Source organism: Microbulbifer maximicatervae (SeqCode) (genome assembly GCF_052467065.1).
The window spans coordinates 3,804,651-3,822,969 of the sequence record NZ_CP174299.1 but is presented as its reverse complement, the minus strand read 5'-3'; the positions used below and the strand labels follow the sequence as shown (position 1 = coordinate 3,822,969).

The window sequence follows — 18,319 nt, the reverse complement described above, 5'->3', positions numbered from 1 at the left end:
TAGAGCTGTGGCAAGAAGATCTAAGGATTATTTTAGGCTCACTAAGTCAGCGAAGGTTTACAGGTTGATATCATTATCAAGCCCGCGCCGACTCCCTTTTGGCGGTCCCCACCTAACACAAGTACCATCTTTTTCTAAAGTGCCCTTCAGTACATCACATCTAATTTGAGGCGTTGTTATTTGCTGTCTGCAATAGGCTAATGATTTATCTGGATGAGAATCTTCACAGTACTCAGCAAGTAACTCGCTCGCTTTCTCCGGCCTGCTTAGATAAGCAACACTTACTAGCAACAACACAACCAGTATCGCAACTCTCATAGATTAAGTCCTGGGTAATATAGAGCTACAATAAATAGCATTGTTCACAACATAACCCTTTCCTTAAAATTCCAAACTGTATTAGCAATGTAGAGCACCCAACAAAGCCACAACGATACATATCAGAAATATTGACACAGAATAGAATAAAGAATCAAACCCCGTAAAATTGTATAAATTACACACAGTCAATATTCCTGCCATTTATTGTCCTGGCTTTCTAAATAATACGCCTTACAATCGTTATATCTTTTCCTGGGTGTGAATCAGATATTCTATCGATATAGAGACTCGATATAGCATTCACTACAATGCAATTAAAGTCTGGATAAGTATACTCATCACACTACCAGATTATTCACCGAAGGTTAACGTGATTAAAGGCGAAGTGGAGGCTTCGCTTTCTGCCCAGAAAAACTGATTAATTGAATGAAAAGAATTAACAGGTTTCCAGACTATAAAGCCATAAAAGTGTTGGCTGACTTTTCTTCAACAAAACCAATAGATGGATCTTGGTTTTTTAGCGTGCTTAGTAACACGTCCCAATCGGAGTTTTTCTCATAGAACTGCTTACTTAAGTACGCAGAAATTACGGCCTGCACAATTGATACATGGGCAGGGTTGTTTTCTTCTTCACTTATAACGCCATACCCATTAATTCCACCCAGTAAATGCTTGGCCCCCACAAGGGTCAGCAAGTACTCTGCACCAGTTCCCAAAGTAAAAGCATCAGTAAACCAGTCTGGCCCACGGGTACTCAGTGGGGAATTATCCTGATCCGCTGCAACAACTAAGCATGGAGCAGTCATTTCCGTAAAACTTGGATTCATAAATGGGAAGAACTTGGCCGCAAAAGGGGATAGGTTCTCTCCGCCCGTTCCAGTTGCACAAAGTAAAACACCCGCTCTCACCCGCTTATCTGATAAATTGGGGCCAGGGATATTGTCTTCATTTAATACCCGAGCCCCTAGTAACATACCTACAGTTTGTGCTCCATAGGAATGCCCAATAGCAACTACCTTTTCTTTATCTAGACGGCCGCGCAACATGGAAACAGCTTTCTCGATACTGTCCAGCTCATCCAGAACTCTCTTCATGTCAGATACTCGATACTGCCAGATTTCAGGCACTCTAGGGTCATCATCTGGCACCTCAGAATCCAGGAAAACTGGTTGCAGAACTACAAAACCCAAAGAGGCGAGAAATTCAGTTATTGGAGCGTATCCATAAGGTGGTGATTTGTATCCATGGGCGAAGATAACGATTGGTAAGTTTTCACCATTCGCCGGTGCGATTACACGAACCTTTAGCTCTTGCCCCCTGACCGAGTCAGGCAGTAATACAGCATGATGTATAACAAAAGGGCCTTGTTTTTTTACTGATGTGTGATCTGATATTGTCATAAATGGTTCTCCTTCATTTTTAATTTTCCACTTGATCGATGAGGTTAATAGAAGTCAGTAAAGTGGCCACTGGTATTTGCAATCAGCACCGAATTACCATGGCATCGAACCATTGAAGCTAGTAAAAGTACCAGAATCTCCTTCTCGACCCAGAAGTGCGACACGCACAATTTCCCTCGCACCCTCTGCTACAGTTTGCTCACCCTCGTAATTATTTAAGCCAGTGCAAGTAAACCCAGGGCATACGGCATTTACCTTTATGTTTGATTTTTCAAGATCAATTGAGAAAGCCATAGTCACAGCATTTAGTGCAGTTTTTGACATGGAGTAGGCACCAAACATTTTTCGTGCCGGATTGTTAGGATTTGAATGGCTCATCAACGAGCCAGCACCGCTAGAAACATTAACCACTTTGGCAGAAGGAGAGAGTTTTAGAAGAGGTAGCATTGCCTGTGTAACCGCTACAACCCCGAAAACATTAGTTTCAAATATCTCACGTAATTCAGCCAAAGTTACAGCGCTAACCTGAGTCTTTTTGCCGATTTCCGCCAGAGTTACTCCAGCCTCCCCTGCATGGCTAATCGCTGCGTTATTAACCAATATATCGAGACGGCCAAAGTCTTTTCTTATAGTGTTAGCTGCAGCTTGGATACTGCTCTCATCAGTAACATCTAGCTGAATAGGCCAAGCGCTTTCGCCTATGGAATCAGCGGCTTTTTGCCCCAGCTTCAAATCACGAGCCCCAACTAAGACAGAAACGCCTCTAGCACTCAGGTCCCTCGCGACTTGTAATCCTATCCCCCTATTGGCACCAGTTATCAATGCAATTGGTCTACCGTGCATCGTCAGTCTCCACATAGATACAGCTCATGGGCCATTGGCTCCAGCACATGGCTATGGCAAAATCGGAACAACGTTCCGATTAAATATACGGAACAATGTTCCACTTAGCAAGGGGTAGATATGCCAAAATCTGATGACACTAATTCGAGCCAACGCAAGCGAGCAGACGGCAAGCGCAACCATGACGCCCTGCTCCAGGCAGCCAAGGAAGTATTCGCCACCACAGGCGTGGATGCCCCAGTGCGGGAGATTGCGGGAAAGGCCGGTGTCGGTGTAGGCACCCTTTATCGGCACTACCCGAAGCGGGCAGACCTGATCGCGGCAGTTTTCCGCAGGGAGATCGATAGCTGCTCTGAGGAAGTGATAGAACAAGCTAAACATCTCTCCCCCTTTGAAGCCCTGGCCAGCTGTATGCAAACATTTGCGACCTTTTTTGCCACTAAGCGAGGACTATCCGAAGTATTGCACTCAGGCGACCCAGCCTTTGAAACCCTTCCAAGCTATTTTGACCAGCACTTAAGGCCTGCCCTCGCTATGGTATTAGGTGCAGCAATAGAATCGGGAGATGTTCGTTCAGATATAACTGCAGATGACCTACTTGGAGGAATTGCGAGATTGGGGGTGTCCTCATCTGAAGACTCATCTGGGCAAGTAGGACGTATGGTTGCACTTTTAGCCGATGGACTGCGATTTAAAGAGTGAAAAACTCTTTTATCAAAACGGCTTTAAGGGTGAATGACAGTCAGAAAATGACTGAAGCAACCAAACCAAAATGGTGAGAGCATTCATTCGATGATGCAGATGAATAGTTTTTATTTAGGTGCTTTTTAGATCTGGCAATTAAAGGAAGATACAAAAATGTGCCTACAGAGAATATTTTACTTTCTCCCGCTCTCTCCATAGGGCTTGAAACCACTAGAATTGTTAAATGAGATTGATTCTAATTCTAATAGTAGCAGCTGGCCTGGACAGGCTAGCCCATACGTACAGTCCTGAATTGGAAGGGAATCTACCTTTACTTTTATTCTTAATACTTGGAGGACTTCCGTATGTGGTACTTCCGCCAAAATCCAGATATTTTAGGAGAGAGATAAGATCTTGGGCAAGAAGCAAAAATATAGAAATTGTAGAGCTCAAAAACTACTATCTCCTAAAAGGAAAGCTGTTCTGGAGGACATCGGATGTCCAAGACATTTTTATTCTAAAAGAACATAATGCTGAATATTGGATTGCCTGTGGCTCATGGTTTCTCGGAGCATTCAATAACAACTTAAAGGTATACAAGCTAATTGATAATCGCTTAAAGCTGATAAGCTCCACCTGAGACCTAATATCTATAAAAATAAGTACAAGGATATACAAATCAGCTCCAGCACCTGAATCTATTGATGCCTACAGCATTAACTTATTGACCGATTTATCTGATACAACAAGCAAATAGATTGAAAAAATAATTACAGTTCAATTTTTGCCCGCTACATATTTGAAGGCCGAAGCTTCTCAATTATTGGTTTGTCATTGTCACTCCCCCTATTCTCGTCTAACCCCTATCAGCTCCACCCAAATAAATTAACATTCACTTAAAGAATAGATAGAGACTAGACCATCGAAAGTGCAATAAATTTACTTTGCAATAGTCTATGCTGCTATGAGACAAACCTCCTCAAACAATGCGGTTTTTCAGCCCCCCAGAAAACCTTCCTGCTCCAATACAATTTAGGCAATCTAATGAGGCTAGTGTGTATTTTTCCTTTTCATTAATCCGTAGAGCCCTCTATATTTAGCACATAAATTTCAAGCTTTTATACCGCCCTTCATGCTTTATTTTCTTTGACAGCCATCACATTGTCACAAAACACCAAAAATAACTTCATTTTTTGACCCACTACTCAAGCAACTATTGATTAATGGAAACGTAAATTTTATTAAAACATGTTAATTCATGTATGGCATGGAACCCATGTCCACGTGAAAGGTCTGTCTTATTAGCAATTTTTAACGGGTAATTATTTACTAACTGAATTTTTTGATCCTGGTGACAAGGAAAGAATGGCCGGCACTCTCAAACACCAACTTATTTCACAGTATTCACCAGGAAATTGAACTTAATATTCCAGTCGTTCTAAATAAATCGACGAGAATAATGTAAACCAGGAGTAACCTTATGCTTTTAAGAAAAAAAAGCGCGCTTGCGACAATGTTGCTGATACCTTTCAGCTTACAAGTACACGCTCACGGCTGGTCTGAATTTCCAAAAGCCAGGCAAAAAATTTGCTATGATCAAGGCAATATCTGGTCTGGAACACCATCCAATCCAGGCTGTGCCCTGGCAAAATCCATTTCTGGATCTTATCCTTTCCAACAACACAACGAATTCTCTATTAACATCCCTGACTACAATAATTCTGCCGCTGTAAAAAGTGCCATTCCTGATGGAACTCTTTGCTATGCAAATGATTCGCAGAAAAAAGGGATGGGCGCAGCAACTGATGCCTGGACCCGTGTAGAAGTTAATGCTGGAACATTCGAGTACGTATTCCAGGCAACAGCGCCACACAATCCATCTTTTTGGGAGTTTTACCTTACGAAAGCGGATGCAGACCTGTCACAACCACTGGCATGGGATGACCTTGAGCTTATCCAGGAAGAAGGGGACGTACCTGTCGTCAATGGTCAATATCGAATGAATGTCACCATTCCAGAAGACAGGGTAGGTAATGCAATTTTATTTGTACGCTGGCAGCGAGTAGACCCAGTTGGTGAAGGCTTCTACAACTGTAGTGATATCACTATTGTAAATAGTGATGTTGAACCGCCTAGCGAACCTGATCCCGGCACCACACAGCCGCACCTGATTCAAGGCAACACCTTTATTCCAGAAGACATTAGTATAGATTCGGTTAATGTGGGGGACACCGTCAATTATACGGTATTCAATAAAAATGGTGAGGAACACTCATCATTTTCGCTGGCAATTACCGAGGATAATAAGAATGACTGGGACAGGCTTTTAGCTTCTCAAGTCACCGGCTGGTACCAATCAAACCACAATGGAAATGTTTTTATTGGTCGCTGGCATGAAGAAATGAATCATTACATGTACTTCCAGGGTGATTTACATGGTAACTACTTCAACTCCAAAGACTCACGTGCCTCCGGTCAATTCACTATTACAAGCAACGGTAGTGAATTAATAGCTGCTATCACACCTAAGGTTTTAAAACCGCTTGATATAGCTAGAGTAGAACACGGGGATTTAGTGGTACTTTCATCGGGAGAAAGCGCCGGAAATATCAATAATACGGAATGGTCACAGGTAAGTGGAAGCCCTGTTGAAACCGCAACCGGGCCCAGTGGTGCACTGGTAATCGACACGTCAAGCTTAACAAATGAACAGCATGAATTAAGTTTCAAGTTAACCGTAAGCGGTGACTCTGCTGTTGATGACGAGATCTACTCATTTACTGTTGAACCATCAACTACCACAGATCCCACAGATCCCACAGATCCCACAGATCCCAGTATTCAAGCTTGGGATAGCAACGAAATCTACACCGCAGGTGATATCGTTAGCCACAATGGTGAAACATGGACTGCCGGATGGTGGACAAGGGGCGAGGAGCCGGGTACAACCGGCCAATGGGGTGTTTGGCGTTAAGTTAAGGACCGCCAGCCAAAAATATTAACTGTTAGAAACTTCGACTACCAGCATATAACAAAAAGGCCTCAGTAATCCTGAGGCCTTTTCTTTTTGTAAGCCCATTTAGTGTAAATAGTGATATCCCGGCATTAGTTATTAGCTTCCAAAAATTGTACTCCATGCTCCATCCATTGTTTCACATATACAGGTGCCATGGCATGGCCCATACCTTCTACCCACAACGTTTTAGCACCAGGAATGCGAGCTGCATACTTTTTGGCTTGAGCAATACTTAACAGGGGATCTCTATCACCGTGGATAACCATAGTGGGGACCTCTAAGCCCTCCAATCGCTCTAATCGCGAGCCAGAAAGAGAGATTGCTGTAAATTGCTGAATTGGCAGATTATGATCAAATCCTTGCCTATGACGTAGTTCGTAGAGAGTGGTGTGTGCAATATGTTCAACATCAAAGCCTCCCTGCCCCTGAAGACTGTGATAAGTACTTACCATCAACTTAGCCATACCCTCATCGGAGCCACTGAGTCCATAGCGAAGAAATAGCCGAAGCATATTGTATCTGAAGGTTTTTCCCTGGGGTAACTCGGGGTCGTCGAGAAAACCTGAGGACATGATTGAAGTAAGGCTTTTCAAGCGATTGGGGAATTGCAGGGCCATTTCTTGCGCAATCATCCCTCCCATTGAGGCGCCCATAACATGAACTTGCTTAATCCCCAGGGAGTCCATAACCGCAAGGTTATCGCGCATCATGTCGGAAAGGTCGTAAGCGGTCTCCTTAGCCCAGTTGGTAACCCAACTCGAGGCACCGCAGCCACGATGATCGGTGAGTAGTACTTGATAACCAGCAGCTAAGAGTGGCTCATAGACTTCAGATGGCCAGTACAAAGAAGAAGAGCCCATACCGTTTATCAGTAACACTGTGCCACGAACAGGTATCCCCTCTGGGCTTTTAAGTTGATACCAAATTTTAAGGCTCCCTGAGCGAACATATCCGCTCTGACCGGAGATCAGTTCAGGTAGTGGTTTCTCAAGACTCAAATTTAGCTGTTTCTGGATATCTTTGGGAAGCGGGGGTGTTGTAAGGACCCAAACAGTACAGACTAACACCAGAAGGAATACTATCGTGCCAATGATTAAAGAAACTTTCTTGATCAATGTAAGCCTCCATAAACACCGTAACACCGGTGCAGAAATAATATTTATATGTAATATCAGGCAATAGCGGAAATTGGGTAAGTCATTTCTGTTATCAAATATATATGACATTTGTCATCTTTTGTTGATGATTAAACTGCCCAGCTACAACGACTGGATGATAAATGTACACATTAAAATTAATCCTCCGCAAGGGGGACTAAGGGTGCAACCCTATGTATGGACCTGCCTGCAGCTCATAGCTTCAATGATCATGCAACAGAAAATATAAGGTATAGAAACCAACAATGGACTCAGCTGCTTTATGAGCCTGGTGCTCCTATAGTTCTATATAATGCCCAGGTGGATACTATTGGTGCAAGAAAATTTCTCCCACCCGCTCAAGATAAAAAATGCCCAACCTCTGTAAAAATTTGGAAGATACCAGAGTCTCTAGCAGAAATTTCACGAGCACTGGCTGATTCCAGTTGAGCAGTACAAAAATACAAATGGTCAACTTGTATTACATTCAGCAGTATTGGGCACCTGATCCACCCCTCCCAGACAGGCTATAAGACCAGATACCCTCACTGCTTCCTGAAAGGTGTAAGAATTTGACTTCCCTAGCACCTGAATAGTTCTTTGATATTTTCTATTCTTGGCTTCTGAAATATACATGAGCCCCCTAATTATCACCCTGCAAGGTCACAATGAACTCTACATAGACACGGCCATTTACCTGATTCACAGTGGTAAAGATCATGGCTCGTAATTAGGTGCAGTTCCAGGAAGGTATTAGTTTTACCCAATTCCTCAAAGAATATTGTACCGAAGACCAGTGTTTCTAGGCTCTCTGCCGGAGGGGGTAACCATCATTGAAATCAGCGGCCAAGCACAGCAAGAATAATTGATTATTAATATTCCTACTTCTATACTCAGTATTAGTTATGTTGGAAAGCTATTTCCCAATTACATGCTCCAGAAACATACCCTACTAAATCAAGCTCATGCACTTCTTAACCACATTAGAAAAACTTAAAAAACTGGATCAGGTAGATCCACAAGAACTGCTTGAGTTTTACGATAATCTCTCACCTATATCAATAAACTCTCTTATCGGCCGATGGGAAGCGCAAGGATTTAACACACAACATCCTTTACAGCATGAAATGGATGCAGGAAAACGCTGGTACGGCAAAGAGTTTATTGATTCTGAAACGGTCTATCCTTTACTATGCTGGGATTCAGACTTCAAATCTATCAACGCTTACGATGCCCCTTTGTTCTTCCGTACCCAACAACTACATATAACCACAAAAGCCCAAGCCCGCCTGCGCATCTTGGAACACAGAGGGAAATCAAGTGCCACTATGATTTATGACACGATACCTATGCATGATATGATGCGAAAAGTCGATGAGGATCATATTCTAGGACTTATGGAGAGAAAAGGAATGGATGGCCGCATGTTCTTCACTATGAAAAAAACTAACTGACCTTATCGATTTCTAATGAATTGCTTCTGCCTAAATCCCAACCCCATACTTTTTAATTTAAGCTCCTTTGTAGTGTGACTTTGCGCTCTCCTCACCCAGAAGCTGATCCAGTTAAATATCCCTACCCTTCCTGCGACAAAACAATCCGGTACTTAGCCTTACCAGATTTCAAATGCTCAAATGCCGCTTCTATCTGGCTCATTGGGAAAATCTCTATCTCAGGTTTGATCTTATGATGCGCCACAAACTCAAGCATAGTTTCGATGGTACCAGGGCTGCCGACTGGAGATGCTGAAATTGAGCGCTGCCCAAATAACAAGGGAAATAGAGTAAATTGGATTGGGTTAGTTACAGCTCCAACAAAGTGTAAGCGCCCTTTAGGTTTCAGAGCCTGGATATACAGATCCCAATCAAGACTGACATTCACAGTCGACAGAATAAAATCAAAGCTCATTGCCGCAGCTTGAATCTCTGCGGGATCACGGGAGTTCAGTGTTTTATGAGCACCGAGAGCTAAGGCTTCTTTGCGTTTTTCCTCGCTGGATGTAAACGCGGTAACTTCACAGCCCCAGGCATGGAAAAACTTCAAGGCAAGGTGGCCCAAGCCACCAATACCAATCACAGCCACTTTGTCAGTGGGTTTGATATCAAATTGGACCAATGGATTGAATACGGTAATACCCGCACATAAAAGGGGGCCGGCCGATGCATAATCCACACCATCAGGGATAACAACCAGGCTACTCATATCCGCCCTGGCTTTATCCGCAAAGCCTCCATTGGTGAGTATGGTGAACTTTGCCTCTCTACATAAGTTGAGGTCACCAATTCGGCAAGTATGGCATGTTTCACAGTAGCCTGAATTCCACCCCAACCCAACCACCGTGCCCTTTTTAAGATGAGCTACTTGCTCCCCCATCGCGGTGACACGGCCGATGACTTCGTGACCGGCAACCATAGGGTACTGTCCAATACCCCATTCATTTTCAATCATGCTCAAGTCACTATGACAGATGCCGCAGTACATGATTTCCAGTTCAACCTCTGTTGCACCCAACTCTCCAGCTGCAATTTGGTAGGTCTTAAATGGACCGCCGGCCTCCAAGACTGCATAGGCATTAATAGTTGATGCAGTAGACATGGCGGGCTCCTTGAAGAAAAGGAAATCACAAATGACCTTAAAAGTTTAGACGCCATTCAGCTGTAGACTTTATTGCACCCTTACAATTTTATTTTCTAGAAACTAGTGGCCCTACTATCTAGCACAGAAATTAAAAGTGTTAACCGGGAGAAAGTAAAAGATTGAAATTAAAGCTGTAAAACAGAAAAAAGGCCGGGGGTACTTCCCCCGGCCAGTGCCAAGTCCTGTGAGGTTGCTGAATAGCAGAGGACTGATGAGAAATTGGACCGCAGTTTTACGCAGAAGATCAATTCAACACTCGATATCCGCGACCAACCAGGCAATTCTTGATAATGTAGGTTGCCTCAGAGCTCGCACTACCCGCCCCTGACAAGCCCCCAACAAGCGCGCCGGCACCGGCTCCGGCTACCGCAGCACGCCCGCTGTCACCGACTATTGCACCAAGCGCACCACCTACTACAGCACCACCTGCAGCACCGGCAGCTGTTCTGCGCCCTTGGTCACTGTACGTGGAGTAAGCGATTCCCTTGCACTCTGCAAGGTCCGCTTGATACTGATTCATGTTAACGCCCCAGGTATCGATAACGATTCCACCGGCACCGGGAACCTGCTCTGGCTGATTCGCACAGCCGTAAAGCAGCGACATCATAATTCCAGCAGTTGCAGAAATAGCAGTCTTCATCAAACACCCCATATCGCTTTCGCCACAGGATAGTGAGCTTGTCACGCTTTTCTTCTTTAGGTTTAGCTGCTGGTAGAACTTGGCGCCAGTCCGGCGCCTAAAAATGAATGACCCGCTGGGCAACAAATTCAACAGGCGTAAATAGTGTTGTAGCTATTAGTGGAGGGCGCCTTTTTTCTATGGATCTGCAGGCTGGGTTCCTATAGGCAGAATTGAATATTGGTAAAACACTTCTAATTCTTGAGATTTCGCTTGTGGATCGAGGATATTTACTATGCCCTTAAAACTCTTTAATCGCCGACTCTCCGTATCGTAAGTGAGATTTAAGTCCTCTACGAAAAGGCGGATAAGAGGCTGGGCAATATCTACTCGTATACAAGTATTTTCGCCTGCCGCTTGATTACAGGATACTGCCTTAGCGCGCAGCTTTATCGATCGACCATGCAGTGGCGAAGCAAAATTGAATTTAAGAGTTTTTCCTGAGGACAATAAGTCCCAGTGGTCACGCACATAAGTATCAAAGCCTGCATCAACTACATCAACACTTCGTGCCTCTCGCAAACTTACTTTCCAGGCTTCGCCCTCGTTGGCTCTATAGCGCATCATCCACTGGCCGTCATCCCAAAGGACTTCACGGACTTCACCGTGCCTCCGATCTATTTGAGTGACACTAGGTAAGGCACTGCGACCAGCTGCGGGGCCATTTCGCTCTCGAAGGGTTTTCTCTGCTATTAAATCACCCTGGGGTGCATAGTAGAAAACAGTTATTTCGCCATTATCTTGCGAAGTATAATATTCACAGTACTGTAACTGTTGATTATCCGGATCATAGGCCAGACCTTTTACCAGGAAAGGCCCTTCATAGTGACAGTTAGTTCCGGCAATAGCCGACATCGCAATAAATTCAAGCATTGCTCACCTCTTTTTGACAAATCTCTCTTGCCAAATAGGCAAACAACGGCAGGATGCAGGCCCAAATTACACTTAATGTTCCCAGGGATTGCCACAGGGGCCTGTGCAATTCCACAGTGCCATTTAGGAATGCACCGGTAAAGTAACTAAATGGTCCGAAAAAACCACCCAGGATTACCGCCAACCATAGATTTTTCTGTAAGAAAACCAAACTGTATCGCAAGGTCATGGCAAAGTTCAACCACAGGCAGATCAGCCATAAGGGAGGCCAGGAGGAGCCACTATCATTTCGCATCACCCCCAAATGAAACAAGATAGAGTCTATAGACACACCAAAGATAAACACCCCCGCTAACCAAAGCGGTTCCCTGGGCAAATTGGCGATATAGCGCAGATGTATAAAAAGGTTCAACAGAGTAAAGGGAACCACCAACCACACCTTGGCCACTATGACGCACAGTGGCCAGGCGATATCGAAAAGTAAGGCATTAGCGACAAAACGCCACATGCAGGAGAGCCTCTGGTTGATTCCGTAATATCCTTGGGTTGCAAACTCTTAAAAAGTTTAAACAGTCTCCTGAAATCACGCCTTGATCCTGAGCCATTCTGAAAGGCAAACACTTCACAAGATTAACTTGAGAGAGTTTAGAAACTGCCCAAAAACCGAGGTTTGGCGAACACAAATTGGGCGGTACCAATCACTCGTTGCAAAAATCCCCCTTCGCAATAGCATAAATAGAATTCCCACATACGGATAAAGCGCTCATCAAAACCTAACTCGCGCACTTTGGAAATTCGCTCAAGAAATGCTTTGCGCCAGTCACTTAATGTGCGGGCGTAATGGGCGGTGATGTCTTCAAGTCCAACAATCTGCATATCTGTTGAATTGGCAATATGGTCCGCGATAACCTGATTAGATGGCAGGCAGCCACCGGGGAAAATATATCGCTGAATGAAGTCGACCTCTTTACGATACTCGTGGTAGCGCTGGTCGCGAATGGTGATTGCCTGCATCACCATCAGGCCATCTTCTTTGAGTAATTCGCTACAACCGGCGAAGAAGGTCTTGTGAAATTCGTGACCTACCGCCTCCACCATTTCAATCGATACAATTTTATCGTACTTACCTTTCAGGTCCCGATAGTCTTGTAATAGCAGGGTCACCTGCTCCTCTAACCCTTCGTGCTTCACCCATTGGCGGGCATAGTCATATTGCTCTTGGGAGATAGTAGTGGTTGTTACTTTACAGCCATAGTACTTGGCAGCATGAATGGCCATACCACCCCACCCAGTACCAATCTCAAGGAGGTGATCGGAGGGTTTTAACTTTAGCTTTCGGCAGATCAGTTCCAGTTTGTGATTAGAGGCTTCAAACAGAGTTGCATTTTCAGACGGGTAGACCGCAGATGAATACAGCATGGTCCTGTCTAAAAATAACCGGAAAAATTCATTGCCCAGGTCATAGTGTGCAGAAATATTCTTGCGTGAGCCATTGCGATTATTCGCATTTAATTGATGTAACCAGCGCAGGCCTAATCGAGGTAAATAGCTCCAACGACTATCGATGCCTTCCACCAATTCCATGTTGTCCACCATCAGGCGAATCAGGTCCACGGTATTGGTTGAGGTCCAGGCGCCCTGCATAAAGGCTTCTCCAGAACCAATGGTTCCGTTTAATAGCACCTGTATATAACTGGATGGATCATGTACGCAAATATGTGCCGAGATCTCTGCTTCTTCTGGTCTCTGGCCAAAGTGGTAACACTGCTCCCCCTCTTCGATTAGCAAGTGGCCACGATCAATACCCTTGAGTTTTTCCAACACCAGCTTGCGCGCCAGGCGAACGAGCCAGGACTGTGCCGATACTTCTGATTTTGACGACGAAGCCTGATCAACTTCCTGAACTGCTCTCATAGTTGTTTATCTCCTGCCTGAACCTCGGCGTCATCGCGAGGGTGCGAAAATACCGGGATACGCTTGACCCATAATTTCAGTGCCTGCCAATAAATGGCGGCTATAACTTTTACGGTCATCAAAGGGTACTGGATCAATATTGAATTAAGCGATCGGCCGCTAATTTCACAGCGCTGTAAACTCAGGGTTGCATCAAACATTGGGCGAGTGCCATCTTCTGTATCCTCGGCACTCGCATCAAAATTTTGCAGGTAAGCTGTCAGCTTTTCTCCAGGTTTTGTCCCCCTCCATCGATACCCTTGGGCCATGGGCATAAAAGGCGAGACATGAAATGTTTTTGCGAAGGTCGCTTTTTGCAACTTGGTATTATTACGGCAATCCAAAACATAGCTGTGACGCTCTTTCCAGGGTGTGTTGTGTACATCCAGGAGCAGCCAATCCACATTCTGGCCCTCAGCATCGAAACAATAGTAAACACTGAGTGGATTCATGTTGTAGCCAAAGTAACGCCAATTGGCCAGCAAACGAATAGGTCCCGCAGGCTGCTCTCCCGCTTCCTCCTCCACCCGCTGTCGAACTGCCTCATCAAGACCGAGGGATTCATCGCCAAAAAAATCACTGCGACAAAATCTCGCAGGTGCTCGCCGCTGGGAGGACCAAAGAGGTGAGAGCTGACAAATGGCTTCCACCTCTGCCAGATCGACGTACATCATAAAAACCTGGTAGCGAAACTGATGAGCTCTGGGCGCGAAGCGCCGGTGTTCCACCCAACCGGTATAAATCGCACTTTCCATGATACCGGCCTCCTTACCAGTCAACACCCAACCCCCGAGCCACTCGCAGCGCACTCGTTACGCCATCTTCATGAAATCCATTTGCCCAATAAGCGCCACAGAACCAGGTGCGGTTAACGCCATTAATACTATCCCACTGCTGTTGCGCTCGTGTTCCGGCCACAGAGAACTGGGGATGGGAGTATTCAAAACGACCGAGCACAGACTTGGGATCGATACGCTCTTCGGCATTCAGAGTGACACAATACGTTTTCTCTGTATTCAATCCCTGAAGTATATTCATGTTGTATGTCAAAACAGGCAGTGCATCCTGTTCACTGCGCAATTGGTAATTCCAACTCGACCAACTACGACGGTGACGGGGTAGCAAGGTGCTGTCTGTATGCAGGACCACGGCATTTTTTGCATAGGGTATAGCCCCCAGGATTTTTTGCTCACTGCCGCTGGGGTCGGTCAAACATTGAAGGGCCTGATCGGAGTGGCAAGCGAAAACAACGGCATCAAACTCCAAATTTTCCCCTGCTGCGGTGCGAACATTCACACCTTCCCTGCAGCGCTGCACCGCCTCAATGGGCGTAGATAAGCGAATTTTATCTGCGAAAGATTGTATTAACGGATCAATATATTCACGCGACCCGCCCTTGATCACTCGCCACTGCGGGCGACGCACCAAGTTGAGCAAGCCGTGATTGACAAAGAAGCGGACAAAGAAACTGACAGAAAACTCCAGCATTTGCGCCACACTGGCAGACCAGATAGCAGAGCCCATAGGTACCAAATAGCGATTGGCAAATTCCGTAGAGTAACCATTAGCGGGTAGATACTCACCCAAGGTCAATGTCTCGCTCAGCCTCCCCTCCTGCCAGTCGCGGAGGGCATTACGGTTAAAGCGCACAATGTCCCAGAGCATACGCCAGTGCCCAGCGCTGACGATGTTCGAGCGCTGGGCAAACAGGCTGTTGAGATTGTTACCCGCATATTCAAACCCCTCCTGATCGCAGCGCACACTAAATCCCATGGAGGTGGGTTGGGATTGAACTCCCAGCTCTTTAAGCAAGCGAATAAAATTCGGATAAGTCCAGTCGTTGTAAACAATAAAGCCGGTATCCACGGCTAACCGGCGCCCCCCATCATCAATATCAACCGTAGCGGTATGCCCTCCCAGGCGCGCCTGTGCTTCAAATAGGGTCACACCGTACTTTCGATTCAACAGGTAAGCGGCAGTAAGACCGGCAATGCCGCTGCCAACAATAGCGATTCGCATCAATTCTTCCTTAGAGTGCGGATTCTTGTCATTTTGGGTACGCAAAAACGGAACCAGATTGAGCTGAAAAAACCCAGAAACCGCAAAGGCCAGCTGAGCCGTTTGGGAAAATCAACTGTGTTCCCAACGCCACAGAGCCCGAGTTCAATGCGCTCGGCAGCTTGCTCTGGAGTCATTAAAAAGGGCATATCAAAATCATTGCGCTGAGTAAGGCGGGTATCGACAAACCCCGGGCGAATATGAACTACTCGAAGTGGAGTGAGGCTGGTATCGGCGCGCACCGACTCTAAAAAATAGGCCACCGCCGCTTTGGAGCTGCCATACGCTTCGGCGCGGGGAAAAGGCACCACTGACGAGAGACTACCGAGCGCGGCAAAAACCGGAGTCCGGCTTGCGGCTAACAGTGGCTGCGCGCATTTCAAGGTATTCACCAAGGCAAAGAAGTTGCCATCAAAAACCCGCCGGTACATGGTGATATCCAATTGAAGGTCGTCGTCATATTCACAGGTACCTGCGCAAGCAATCACCATATCCAGGTGATCTGTGAAGTCCGCTAATCGCCGAGTAACACCCGGCATCACCGCATCATCACTAAGATCACAGTCCAAAACCCTGAGGCGACTGGGAGCTATGTTCTGTAACTCCGTCAGCGCATCGAGCCTGCGACTGCTGGCAATCACAAAATTATTCTGTTCCACCAGGCGCAATGTAAGCGCGCGCCCAATACCCGAGCTAGCACCTGTGATCCAGATGGTTTTATCGCGAATCCCCTGGGACACTTAGTTGCGCTCCATTCGCGACTTGATAAAACCAATGCAGGAGCCCAATACCGGCACCTGCTCGTAGACCATGGCACCCATATCGTAAAAGTCCTCGTGGTAGTGAATCTTATCGGTGTAACGCAACAGGCTACAGCCACGAAGTTGTAATGGGCGTCCACCTTTGAGTGATTGGTGTCGGTAGTGCATGGTCCACGAAAGGCAGGCGCTGCCCTCGCCCACCACCGGCAGATCATCAAATTGGAAGCGGCACTGGGTAAGCCCCCTGCTCATTCCCGCAAAGTAACTCTTTAAAGCAGGCAATCCCTCTATCCGATGCAACGGGTCACAAAAAATGACATCGTCGCTATATAGTGATCCAAGGCTGCCAGTTTCCTGCATCAGGAAGTCTTTGTAGTACTCCTCTAGCTCCTCAATCAACGCGCTCATCATCGGATTCCTTACTGTTCTAGCTGCAGATAAATACGCCACACCCCATCGGGTGGATCACCGCTCAATAAAAGGTAGGTCAGAGTGATCCAGTTATGCCCTCTCTGCGTAAGTAGTTATCAGACAACTTGGAAGTCTCCCCCTGAGAGTCTGTTGCAGAATGTGGTACACGGATGTACCACAACAGCTCCCAACTCTAATTTCCACACATGCTTGATTGCGTGAGTATCGACAACGACAGAAAGACCGTTAACATGGCGCATAGCCCCCAAGCAAAACGTGAAATACGCCCGGTGAAACTGCCACAAAGAGAGGACCAGGACTGGAGTGCCCTGCTGACGCGAGTCGGTGCGGAGCGTGATCGCCAGTCCTTTGAGCAGCTCTTTCACCACTTTGCCCCACTAATTAAGGGTTTCCATCACAGCCGCACCACCCAGGCAATTAGCGCTGAAGCCGCCGATGAGCTAGTTCAGGAGACCCTGTTTAAAGTCTGGCGCAAGGCCCCCAGCTTCGATGCCAGCAAGGCTTCTGCCAGCACCTGGATATTCACCATTATGCGCAACACTCGTATCGACATGTTGCGCCGCAACGGGCGTCATCAAAACGCCGAGATTATTGAAGCCATGGATGTTTGGGATGAAACCCCCGAACACCAACCGTTGATATTTCTACAGAGAAGACGCAACGAAAAGGAAGTTGCGGAAGGCCTGCACAGCCTGCCCGCAGAACAGAGCCACGTCTTGGAAAAGGCGTATATGGAGGGAAAATCCCACAGTGAGATATCCAAGGAGCTGGAATTACCATTGGGCACGGTAAAGTCCCGCGTGCGACTGGCCCTAAAGAAGTTACAAGCGAGGTTGGCCAAGTAGGTTTAGTATGATTCGCCACCACCCCGATAAAAATTTACTCCTTGAATACGCTTCCGGCAGCCTGCCCAAAGGCGCCAGCCTGGTCGTTTCCGCCCATATACAAATGTGTGCCGAGTGTCGCGCTCAGTATCAAACCATGAACACCCTGGGTGGCTCCATTCTGGATTCCTGTGCACCACAGGCCGTAAACGATGAGGCTTTTCAACGCCTGATGGGACGTATTGATCAGGCAGCTGAACCGGAGCAACAAGAGGCTCCCGAGAGATCCAAATCCACAGAGCCCATGCTGGCGGATGCACCGCCAGTCGTGCACAAGCTGCTGGAGAAAAATCCCCCGATCAAGTGGAAGACTATCGCGCCCGCCCTAAAAATGTGTCGACTAAAAACCGGGCAGGATCAATATGAAGTGAGCTTTCATCGCCTGAGTTGTGGCGGCAAAGTTGCAGAGCACGATCACCGGGGCTACGAACTCACCCTGGTTCTGTACGGCAGCTTCTCTGACAGTGATGGTGTTTATAGTCCTGGGGACTTTCTGTTGCGGGAACCCGGCGACGTGCACCGCCCGACGGTCACAGAAGATCAAGAGTGCCTGTGCTTCTCTGCGGTACAGGCACCGGTGGCGATTACCGGTGTCAGCGGCTGGTTGCTAAACCGCCTTATCCCGTTTCGTCCGGGCTGACA

19 protein-coding genes are annotated in these 18,319 nt (G+C 46.5%); 7 read left to right on the top strand and 12 right to left on the bottom strand.

The window, feature by feature from the left end; all coding sequences use genetic code 11:
• Positions 1-773: 773 nt before the first annotated feature.
• Together ACJJI1_RS16990 and ACJJI1_RS16985 are read right to left on the bottom strand one after the other, a co-directional pair.
• Positions 774-1,721, bottom strand: coding sequence for an alpha/beta hydrolase family protein (locus ACJJI1_RS16990; protein WP_444957371.1), 948 nt, complete (start codon positions 1,719-1,721; stop codon positions 774-776).
• 93 nt (positions 1,722-1,814) lie between these two features.
• Positions 1,815-2,564: an SDR family NAD(P)-dependent oxidoreductase gene (locus ACJJI1_RS16985; protein ID WP_444957370.1), complete on the bottom strand. Its 750-nt coding sequence runs from the start codon at positions 2,562-2,564 to the stop codon at positions 1,815-1,817.
• A 120-nt stretch (positions 2,565-2,684) separates the two neighbouring features.
• Between ACJJI1_RS16985 and ACJJI1_RS16980 the strand changes: the two genes are divergently transcribed.
• The 3 genes from ACJJI1_RS16980 to ACJJI1_RS16970 all read left to right on the top strand — a co-directional run bounded on the left by ACJJI1_RS16980 (position 2,685) and on the right by ACJJI1_RS16970 (position 6,222).
• Entirely contained in the window at positions 2,685-3,266 is a 582-nt protein-coding gene (locus ACJJI1_RS16980) for a TetR/AcrR family transcriptional regulator (protein ID WP_444957369.1), read from the top strand.
• 226 nt (positions 3,267-3,492) lie between these two features.
• Positions 3,493-3,888, top strand: coding sequence for a hypothetical protein (locus tag ACJJI1_RS16975; protein WP_444957368.1), 396 nt, complete (start codon positions 3,493-3,495; stop codon positions 3,886-3,888).
• Between the two features lie 840 nt (positions 3,889-4,728).
• Entirely contained in the window at positions 4,729-6,222 is a 1,494-nt protein-coding gene (locus tag ACJJI1_RS16970; RefSeq protein WP_444957367.1) for a lytic polysaccharide monooxygenase, read from the top strand.
• Between the two features lie 131 nt (positions 6,223-6,353).
• On the opposite strand, the gene ACJJI1_RS16965 is transcribed toward ACJJI1_RS16970, so the two are convergent.
• Entirely contained in the window at positions 6,354-7,379 is a 1,026-nt protein-coding gene (locus tag ACJJI1_RS16965) for an alpha/beta fold hydrolase (RefSeq protein WP_444905631.1), read from the bottom strand.
• Between the two features lie 219 nt (positions 7,380-7,598).
• On the opposite strand from ACJJI1_RS16965, the gene ACJJI1_RS16960 reads away from it, so the two are divergent.
• Complete coding sequence (locus tag ACJJI1_RS16960; protein ID WP_444905632.1) at positions 7,599-7,850, top strand: hypothetical protein; 252 nt, start codon at positions 7,599-7,601, stop codon at positions 7,848-7,850.
• A 515-nt stretch (positions 7,851-8,365) separates the two neighbouring features.
• On the top strand, positions 8,366-8,854 hold the full coding sequence (locus tag ACJJI1_RS16955; protein WP_444957366.1) for a DUF4334 domain-containing protein: 489 nt from the start codon (positions 8,366-8,368) through the stop codon (positions 8,852-8,854).
• Positions 8,855-8,975: 121 nt separating this feature from the next.
• Here ACJJI1_RS16955 and ahr read toward each other — a convergent pair whose 3' ends face one another.
• From ahr to ACJJI1_RS16910, 9 genes are all read right to left on the bottom strand, one after another.
• Complete coding sequence (ahr, locus tag ACJJI1_RS16950; protein ID WP_444905634.1) at positions 8,976-9,995, bottom strand: NADPH-dependent aldehyde reductase Ahr; 1,020 nt, start codon at positions 9,993-9,995, stop codon at positions 8,976-8,978.
• Positions 9,996-10,281: 286 nt separating this feature from the next.
• Positions 10,282-10,677, bottom strand: coding sequence for a YMGG-like glycine zipper-containing protein (locus ACJJI1_RS16945; RefSeq protein ID WP_444896834.1), 396 nt, complete (start codon positions 10,675-10,677; stop codon positions 10,282-10,284).
• Positions 10,678-10,854: 177 nt separating this feature from the next.
• Positions 10,855-11,589: a hypothetical protein gene (locus tag ACJJI1_RS16940; protein WP_444896833.1), complete on the bottom strand. Its 735-nt coding sequence runs from the start codon at positions 11,587-11,589 to the stop codon at positions 10,855-10,857.
• A complete protein-coding gene (locus ACJJI1_RS16935) occupies positions 11,582-12,097 on the bottom strand; it encodes a DUF2878 domain-containing protein (RefSeq protein WP_444896832.1) in 516 nt (171 codons plus the stop codon). The genes ACJJI1_RS16940 and ACJJI1_RS16935 overlap by 8 nt, the downstream gene beginning before the upstream one ends.
• 137 nt (positions 12,098-12,234) lie before the next feature.
• Positions 12,235-13,503, bottom strand: a complete 1,269-nt coding sequence (locus ACJJI1_RS16930; RefSeq protein ID WP_444905635.1) for a class I SAM-dependent methyltransferase — start codon at positions 13,501-13,503, stop codon at positions 12,235-12,237.
• The gene (locus tag ACJJI1_RS16925) at positions 13,500-14,297 is read right to left on the bottom strand and encodes a DUF1365 domain-containing protein (protein ID WP_444957365.1); all 798 of its coding nucleotides are present in this window, start codon (positions 14,295-14,297) and stop codon (positions 13,500-13,502) included. Before ACJJI1_RS16925 ends, ACJJI1_RS16930 begins: the two co-directional genes overlap by 4 nt.
• A gap of 13 nt (positions 14,298-14,310) precedes the next feature.
• Positions 14,311-15,561 carry an NAD(P)/FAD-dependent oxidoreductase gene (locus ACJJI1_RS16920; protein WP_444957364.1) on the bottom strand — a complete coding sequence of 417 codons (1,251 nt, stop codon included), beginning with the start codon at positions 15,559-15,561 and terminating at the stop codon, positions 14,311-14,313.
• On the bottom strand, positions 15,561-16,340 hold the full coding sequence (locus ACJJI1_RS16915) for an SDR family NAD(P)-dependent oxidoreductase (protein WP_444957363.1): 780 nt from the start codon (positions 16,338-16,340) through the stop codon (positions 15,561-15,563). The genes ACJJI1_RS16920 and ACJJI1_RS16915 overlap by 1 nt, the downstream gene beginning before the upstream one ends.
• Positions 16,341-16,769 carry a nuclear transport factor 2 family protein gene (locus tag ACJJI1_RS16910; protein ID WP_413665319.1) on the bottom strand — a complete coding sequence of 143 codons (429 nt, stop codon included), beginning with the start codon at positions 16,767-16,769 and terminating at the stop codon, positions 16,341-16,343.
• A 254-nt stretch (positions 16,770-17,023) separates the two neighbouring features.
• On the opposite strand from ACJJI1_RS16910, the gene ACJJI1_RS16905 reads away from it, so the two are divergent.
• Positions 17,024-17,638 (top strand): sigma-70 family RNA polymerase sigma factor, encoded by a 615-nt coding sequence (locus ACJJI1_RS16905; protein WP_444957362.1) that lies wholly within the window; start codon positions 17,024-17,026, stop codon positions 17,636-17,638.
• Between the two features lie 7 nt (positions 17,639-17,645).
• Positions 17,646-18,317 (top strand): ChrR family anti-sigma-E factor, encoded by a 672-nt coding sequence (locus ACJJI1_RS16900; RefSeq protein ID WP_444957361.1) that lies wholly within the window; start codon positions 17,646-17,648, stop codon positions 18,315-18,317.
• The last annotated feature ends 2 nt before the right edge of the window (positions 18,318-18,319 follow it).